This is a genomic window from Alphaproteobacteria bacterium (genome assembly GCA_019695395.1).
GTDB lineage: Bacteria > Pseudomonadota > Alphaproteobacteria > JAEUKQ01 > JAIBAD01 > JAIBAD01.
In genome coordinates this window covers 23,966-30,370 of the sequence record JAIBAD010000021.1, presented here as the reverse complement: position 1 = coordinate 30,370, position 6,405 = coordinate 23,966, and the positions used below count along the sequence as shown (strand labels likewise).

Below are 6,405 nucleotides of genomic sequence, written 5' to 3'. Positions count from 1 at the left end.
CCTAACAGATTTTGGGGTACCCGCCATTGTTGGGGGAAATTACCGTGTTTTAGCAACCGACATTTATCAATATATTATTGGCCAATATAATTTTTCTTTGGGTTCTGTTGTGGCGGTTCTTTTATTGATACCAAGTTTAATGATTTTTTGCATTGATTATCTTTTTTTTAAAAAACAAAAAACTACCTTTATGCCTCATGCTATTCCTTATCAACCAAAACCCAGTATGATTAAAAATTCTATTTTATTCATTTTATCTTTAATCCCAGCACTTTTTATTGCTATGATTTTTATGGCTGCTTTTATAGGATCATTTATAACCTATTGGCCCTATAATCTAACGCTTACCTTATCCCATTATAATTTCACCCATTTTGATGAAGCAGGTTGGTCCAGTTATATTAATAGTTTGCTTTTGGCTTTCTGTGTGTCATGTCTGGGATTATTCTTGATAAGCTTAACAGCATATATAACCACACGAATAAAATCGCGGGGGCTGATAACCACTTTAATCCATTATGTATCATCTATTTCTATTGCCATACCAGGTGTGGTTTTTGGGTTATCCTATATTTTTTTCTTTAGCTCTTTTGCTCCCTTATTCAATTTTCTATATCCAGGTTTTTTAGTTTTAGTCATTAATACATTGGCCCATCTTTACACAACGGGATACATGCTAATGCGCAATCATTTCGGCCAAATCGACGAGTCTTTTGAAAAAGTTGGATATTCTCTTCATGGAAAAATGACCAAAATTATAGGCAAAATTATTTTACCTTTATCTTTGCCAGCCCTTTTGAACCTTGGAACCTATCTTTTTACAAATTCAATGGTTACGGTATCTTCGGTGATTTTTTTGTATTCGGCCCACACTAAATTGGCATCTATTGCTATTGTAAATATGAACGATACAGGATATACATCCAGTGCTGCCGCCATGAGTATTTTAATCTTTTTGACCGTTTTATGTATTGTGATACTAAAAAACATACTTGTGAAAATGATCTTTGCTCATGCCCCATGGTATCAATACAATGTCAAGCTGATATTTTAAAATTTAAATAGTTGCTTATTGATCCCACAGCAAAAAAAGTTGTTGCCATTAAAACCATAGAAGGGGCAGCTGGCCAATCCAAATAAAAAGATAAAATAAGCCCCCCAATGACAACAAAAATACCAATTAAGGTCGCAAGTAAAACCATTTTCTCAGGAGAAGATGAAAAATATCTTGCCACCATGGCAGGTATAATAAATAGCGCAGTTATTAAAATAATCCCCATAATTTGAATAGCAACCGCAATGGTTATGGCAATCATCACCATAAATAATAAACGTATTTTAATAATAGGTATTTTGTGAATGACAGCCAAATCTGGGTCAACTGTGACCGCCAATAAGGGACGCCAAAAAATCCAGATAACGGTCAAAAATATGCCACCCATACAATAAATCAGTATAATATCTTTGAAAGTAATTGTTAAAATATCCCCAAACAGATAAGTCATTAAGTTGCTTTGTACCCCAGGATTCACACTGATAAGAATTAAGCCCAAAGAAAGACTTGTCGTGGAAAGCAGATTTAAAAATCCATCATGAATTAATATTTTTTTATGACGTGTTATTGTTAAGAGAAAAGCAATAATCAGTGTAACTAAAAAAATACCCCATAAGGGATTAAGATGAAACCATAAACTTATACCGATACCTAAAAGGGCACTATGGGCCAATGTATCACTGAAAAAAGCAAGACGCTGCCAAATTAAAAAACATCCCAAGGGTCCCGATAATAAGGCCACCCCTATACCCGCAACTAACGCATATAGGATAAAAGATTCCATGAATAATTACCTTCGATAAAAATGATAAAAGATCATTTATTTTTATCACTTTCGTAAAAAGTATCATGATGAACATGATCGTGGTGATGTTGATAAATTCCTATACTTTTTGACAGCGCATCGCCAAATAAAGATTGGTACGCGGGATGCGATCCAATATGGTCTGGATGTCCCTGGCAACATAAATGATGATTTAAACATAATACGTGGTCTGTTGACGCCATAACGAAATGAAGATCATGGGATACCATCAAAATACTACATCTTCGTTTATGACGTAAATTTTGGACAATATCATAAAATTCTATTTGTCCGATAATATCAACACCTTGAAGCGGTTCATCCAAAATTAATAGATCTGGGTTTTGTAAAAGGGCATTGGCCAATAAAACACGTTGAAGTTCACCCATAGATAAAGTTGCTAAAGAAGAATGAAAAAGATGATCTGCCTTTACTTCTTTTAATATACCTACAATATCATCCGATTTTATATTCTGATATAGGGATAAAAAACGGCTAACTTTTAACGGAATGATTGGATTAAAATTAAATTTTTGCGGCATATATCCTATGCGAATAGTGGGATTGATTTTTAAATCCCCAGATGTTGCTGGCAAAAGCCCCAAAATAATTTTTATCAAACTTGTTTTACCTGCCCCATTAGGACCAATTAAAGTTGTAATTTGTCCAACTTGTATATCAAAACTAATATGATCTAAAATTAGTTTTTGCCCATAGCGCAAGGTAATATTTTCGGCACGTAACAAAAAACTTTTATCTTGCTTTGCTATATCCTGCATTTTTGGCAACAACCTTTAATTTCAATGATAGGTTCCGTGATTGTAAAATTTATTACTTCTGCTTCCTTCTTAATCAAATTTATAGGAGATACAGTTGTCATTTCCATAACATCTTGACATGTTGTACAAATAAAAAATTGGGATCGATGTATGGATAAGGGATGTGGACACCCAATAAAAGCATTTAAACTTTCAAGACGGTGAATAAGACCAAGTTCCAAAAGAAAATCAAGGCCACGATATATTGTCAAAGGGGCAACCACACCTTTTTTTTTGGATAAAATAGATAAAATTGTATAGGCCTTAATTGGTTTATGACTTCCCCAAATGATTTTCAAAATATCACGCCGAAGTGGCGTCAATTGTACTTTCTTCTTTAAGCTTATTTTTTCCGCCGCAAGTATAGCATTAGCTATACATGACGTATGATTATGGGGATGGTGAAGAGATTTTTTTTTCAAACGGAATACCTAAATCATTAATTTTATGACTTGCTTTTATGTTATATTATAACATATCATCTTATAAAACAATTCTTATTTAATATTTTATGGTTTCTTTTAATAAACATTTTATTCAAAAAATAATTCCCTATCTTCACTATGGCATGGCATTTTTTTTAGTATGTCCGCTTTCTGCCTTTGCTTCTTCGCCTATTATTCTCACAAGCATTAAACCCCTTCATTCTCTTGTTGCCAATCTAACCGAGGGGGTTAGTAACCCAGATTTATTGATTACCGGCGCACAATCAGAACATACATATCAATTAAAACCATCAGATATCAAAAAAATTAACCAAGCGCAGATAATATTCTGGATGGGAGAAACTATTGAACCAGCTTTAGCTAAATTATTTAATAATGCCGATCAAGTTCATAAAAATAGCCCAATAATTATTAAATTAAGTTCAGTTGAAGGATTAAAATTATTACCTTTACGTCACCCAGATGACCACGAAAGTCATGGGGATGATTTTCATGAATTATCTCATTTTAATTATGATGCGCACATTTGGCTGGATATTGATAATGTTATAATTTTAATTAATTACATAACCCAAATCTTTATTCAAAATGATCCAGACCATAAGGTTTTGTACCAAGCAAATAATCAAAAAATGATAACTAAATTAAAAACTTTAGATCAAGAAATTGTTGATAAATTAAAACCTGTTCATCATAAAGCTTTTATTGTCACCCATGATGCCTATCAATATTTTAGCAAACATTATAATCTTACTAACGACGAGGCTATTAGTTTAAGCCCAGATCAAAGTCCTGGTACCAAGCATTTAAATGATATCCAAAAAAAAATAATAACAAATAAAGTTACATGTTTTTTTGAAGAACCATCCCACAAAACATATTTCAAAGATATTCTTAAAAACAATCCAACTATTCATACAAAAATTTTAGACCCTTTAGGTGGTACCTTAAAAGAAGGTCCAGATCTTTATTTTACTATGATGAAAAACCTTGCCGATAATTTTTATGAATGTTTAAAATCTGAATAAAATATTTTTGTCTAACATTGACTTTTATCAAAATAACGCATTATCTATATAAATATCTATATCAACTGAAAGAGAAATAATGATGACAACTGAAAGAACTTTATCTATTCTTAAGCCAGATGCAACAAGACGTAATCTTACAGGTTTAATTAATAGCCGTTTTGAAAAGGCCGGGCTTAAAATTATTGCCCAAAAACGTCTTTGGTTAACCAAAGCCCAAGCTGAACAATTTTACGGTGTCCACAAAGACAGACCTTTTTTTAAGGATTTATGCACTTTTATGACAAGTGGTCCTATTGTGGTTCAGGTTTTAGAAGGTAAAGACGCCGTTCTAGCCAATCGCCAGCTTATGGGGGCAACCAATCCTGCCCAAGCGGAGATAGGGACAATTCGTAAAGATTATGCAGAATCCATAGAAGCAAATTCTGTCCATGGTTCAGATTCCATCGAAAATGCCAAGCAAGAAATTGCTTATTTCTTCAGCGGATTAGAATTGGTTGGTTAATTTAAGCCAACCAAATCTTTAAAATAAGAAGTAGGATGGCGATCCCAATAATTCCATAAAATGTTATTTTGGTAAAAACATACCAAGATTTTTCACGTTCATCTGCTAATGCTTTATTATGTTCATTATAAAAACTATCGTCACTTGACATAATTAACAATCCTTTCCTTATAAAAATTAAATTATTTAAAGTAAAATTTTATTGGCCTTCTCTTAATTTTTTAACAAATTCATGAAGCCCACCTTGGCGTTCTCTCTTAAGACGTTCTGCCCTAAGAATAGCATGAATTTGATTAAGTGTTGTTTGCAAATCAATATTAATAATAACATAGTCATATTCGGCCCAGTGGCTCATTTCATCTGATGCTGTGGCCATACGTTTCGCGACTTCAGTTTTGCTATCTTGATCACGAGATCGAAGGCGACGTTCTAATTCCTTCATCGAAGGGGGAAGAATAAAAACACTGACCAAATCATCACGCGCTTTTTGTGCTAATTGTTGTGTTCCTTGCCAATCAATATCAAACAAAACATCCTGACCTTTTATCAAAGCTTTTTCTACTTGCTGTCTTGGGGTTCCATAATAATGATCAAAAATTTTTGCATATTCTAAAAGTTCTTGTGCTTCAATAAGTTGATTAAATTTTGTAAGATCAACAAATTGATAATCGATACCAGCAACCTCGCCTGGACGACGTTGACGTGTGGTAACCGATACCGACATACTAAGCCCAGAATCTTGGGCCAATAAAAGTCTGGACACTGTTGTTTTACCTGCACCAGAAGGGGAAGATAAAACAAATAATAATCCACGTCTTTGGACTAAACCATTTTCAAGTGATGAAACCATCATTCAATATTTTGTACTTGCTCACGAAATTGTTCAATAGTTCCTTTAAGCTCTAGCGTTATTTTAGTCAAGGCCATATCCGCAGATTTTGCATTCATAGTGTTAGTTTCCCGCATAAATTCTTGACATAAAAAATCCAGTTTACGTCCAATATTTCCTTCTTCCTGTAATAGATTTTCAACCGCTTTAATATGAGAAGATAATCGATCAAGTTCTTCTCTTACATCACATTTTAAAGTTAAAAAAGCTGCCTCTTGAGCTAAACGTTCCTCCGATATTGTTGATAATTCTAAAAGAGGCGCCAACATCTGTTTAAGTTTTTCATATCTTTGGGGAGGTTGCAACGCAGCCAAATTTGATGCTTGAGATACAAGATCTTGGATTTTAACCATAAATCCCAAAATAACTTTATGGAGATATTCCCCTTCTTGTTTTTTCATTACTATTAAGGAAGATAATGCTTTTTTAAATCCCTCTAAAAGTGTACGTTGTAAATCTTCTTGATAGTCTAAATTATCGTCGAGAGAATCTTTAAATTCTAGTACCCCACGTACACTAAGAAGCCCATCCAACCTTGGCGGATCAACTGGGATTTTTTGCTGTATTTCTTTATAAAATTCAATAACCCGATCTAAAAATTCATAATTAATGGAAACTGCCGATTTAAAATTATTTTTTGTAGGCGGGGTTAATGTTATGATAACTGTCCCTCGTTTACATTGATTAAGAAGTTCTGTGCGTGTTTTTATCTCAAGATCATCAAACCCGGCAGGAAGACGAAACTTTATATCCAATTGCTTTCCATTTACGCTACGTAATTCCCAAACCCAATTTTGTTGATGATGAACAACCTCTTCGCGCGCAAAACCTGTCATACTTATAAGTGTCACAATTTATAA

General features: G+C 33.4%; 9 protein-coding genes. 3 read left to right on the top strand and 6 right to left on the bottom strand.

What is annotated here, in order from left to right; genetic code table 11:
• On the top strand, nt 1-1,054 hold a 1,054-nt coding region (locus tag K1X44_05165), incomplete at its 5' end, for a putative 2-aminoethylphosphonate ABC transporter permease subunit (protein ID MBX7146681.1).
• Here K1X44_05165 and K1X44_05160 read toward each other — a convergent pair.
• Genes K1X44_05160 through K1X44_05150 form a run of 3 tightly spaced genes read right to left on the bottom strand, consistent with a single transcriptional unit; the run spans nt 1,038 to nt 3,099 of the window.
• Nucleotides 1,038-1,838: a metal ABC transporter permease gene (locus K1X44_05160; GenBank protein MBX7146680.1), complete on the bottom strand. Its 801-nt coding sequence runs from the start codon at nt 1,836-1,838 to the stop codon at nt 1,038-1,040. The two genes, K1X44_05165 and K1X44_05160, sit on opposite strands and share 17 nt — an antisense overlap.
• A gap of 32 nt (nt 1,839-1,870) precedes the next feature.
• Nucleotides 1,871-2,638, bottom strand: coding sequence for an ATP-binding cassette domain-containing protein (locus K1X44_05155; GenBank protein MBX7146679.1), 768 nt, complete (start codon nt 2,636-2,638; stop codon nt 1,871-1,873).
• Nucleotides 2,626-3,099, bottom strand: a complete 474-nt coding sequence (locus K1X44_05150; GenBank protein MBX7146678.1) for a transcriptional repressor — start codon at nt 3,097-3,099, stop codon at nt 2,626-2,628. The genes K1X44_05155 and K1X44_05150 overlap by 13 nt, the downstream gene beginning before the upstream one ends.
• 89 nt (nt 3,100-3,188) lie before the next feature.
• Here K1X44_05150 and K1X44_05145 point away from each other — a divergent pair, with 89 nt between their 5' ends.
• Complete coding sequence (locus K1X44_05145; protein ID MBX7146677.1) at nt 3,189-4,151, top strand: zinc ABC transporter substrate-binding protein; 963 nt, start codon at nt 3,189-3,191, stop codon at nt 4,149-4,151.
• 82 nt (nt 4,152-4,233) lie between these two features.
• Nucleotides 4,234-4,656, top strand: coding sequence for a nucleoside-diphosphate kinase (ndk, locus tag K1X44_05140; GenBank protein ID MBX7146676.1), 423 nt, complete (start codon nt 4,234-4,236; stop codon nt 4,654-4,656).
• A 1-nt stretch (nt 4,657) separates the two neighbouring features.
• Here ndk and K1X44_05135 read toward each other — a convergent pair whose 3' ends face one another.
• From K1X44_05135 to K1X44_05125, 3 genes are read right to left on the bottom strand one after another with little or no spacing between them, the layout of a single operon-like run.
• Nucleotides 4,658-4,807: a hypothetical protein gene (locus tag K1X44_05135; protein ID MBX7146675.1), complete on the bottom strand. Its 150-nt coding sequence runs from the start codon at nt 4,805-4,807 to the stop codon at nt 4,658-4,660.
• A 48-nt stretch (nt 4,808-4,855) separates the two neighbouring features.
• A complete protein-coding gene (gene gmk, locus K1X44_05130) occupies nt 4,856-5,506 on the bottom strand; it encodes a guanylate kinase (GenBank protein MBX7146674.1) in 651 nt (216 codons plus the stop codon).
• Nucleotides 5,506-6,396, bottom strand: coding sequence for a YicC family protein (locus tag K1X44_05125; protein ID MBX7146673.1), 891 nt, complete (start codon nt 6,394-6,396; stop codon nt 5,506-5,508). The genes gmk and K1X44_05125 overlap by 1 nt, the downstream gene beginning before the upstream one ends.
• Between the last annotated feature and the right edge of the window lie 9 nt (nt 6,397-6,405).

Excerpts from the sequence above, each read along its gene's own strand:
- K1X44_05160 (MBX7146680.1), bottom strand. The coding sequence starts at position 1,838 with ATGGAATCTTTTATCCTATATGCGTTAGTTGCGGGTATAGGGGTGGCC.
- K1X44_05155 (MBX7146679.1), bottom strand. The coding sequence starts at position 2,638 with ATGCAGGATATAGCAAAGCAAGATAAAAGTTTTTTGTTACGTGCCGAA.
- K1X44_05145 (MBX7146677.1), top strand. The coding sequence starts at position 3,189 with ATGGTTTCTTTTAATAAACATTTTATTCAAAAAATAATTCCCTATCTT.
- ndk (MBX7146676.1), top strand. The coding sequence starts at position 4,234 with ATGACAACTGAAAGAACTTTATCTATTCTTAAGCCAGATGCAACAAGA.
- K1X44_05135 (MBX7146675.1), bottom strand. The coding sequence starts at position 4,807 with ATGTCAAGTGACGATAGTTTTTATAATGAACATAATAAAGCATTAGCA.
- gmk (MBX7146674.1), bottom strand. The coding sequence starts at position 5,506 with ATGGTTTCATCACTTGAAAATGGTTTAGTCCAAAGACGTGGATTATTA.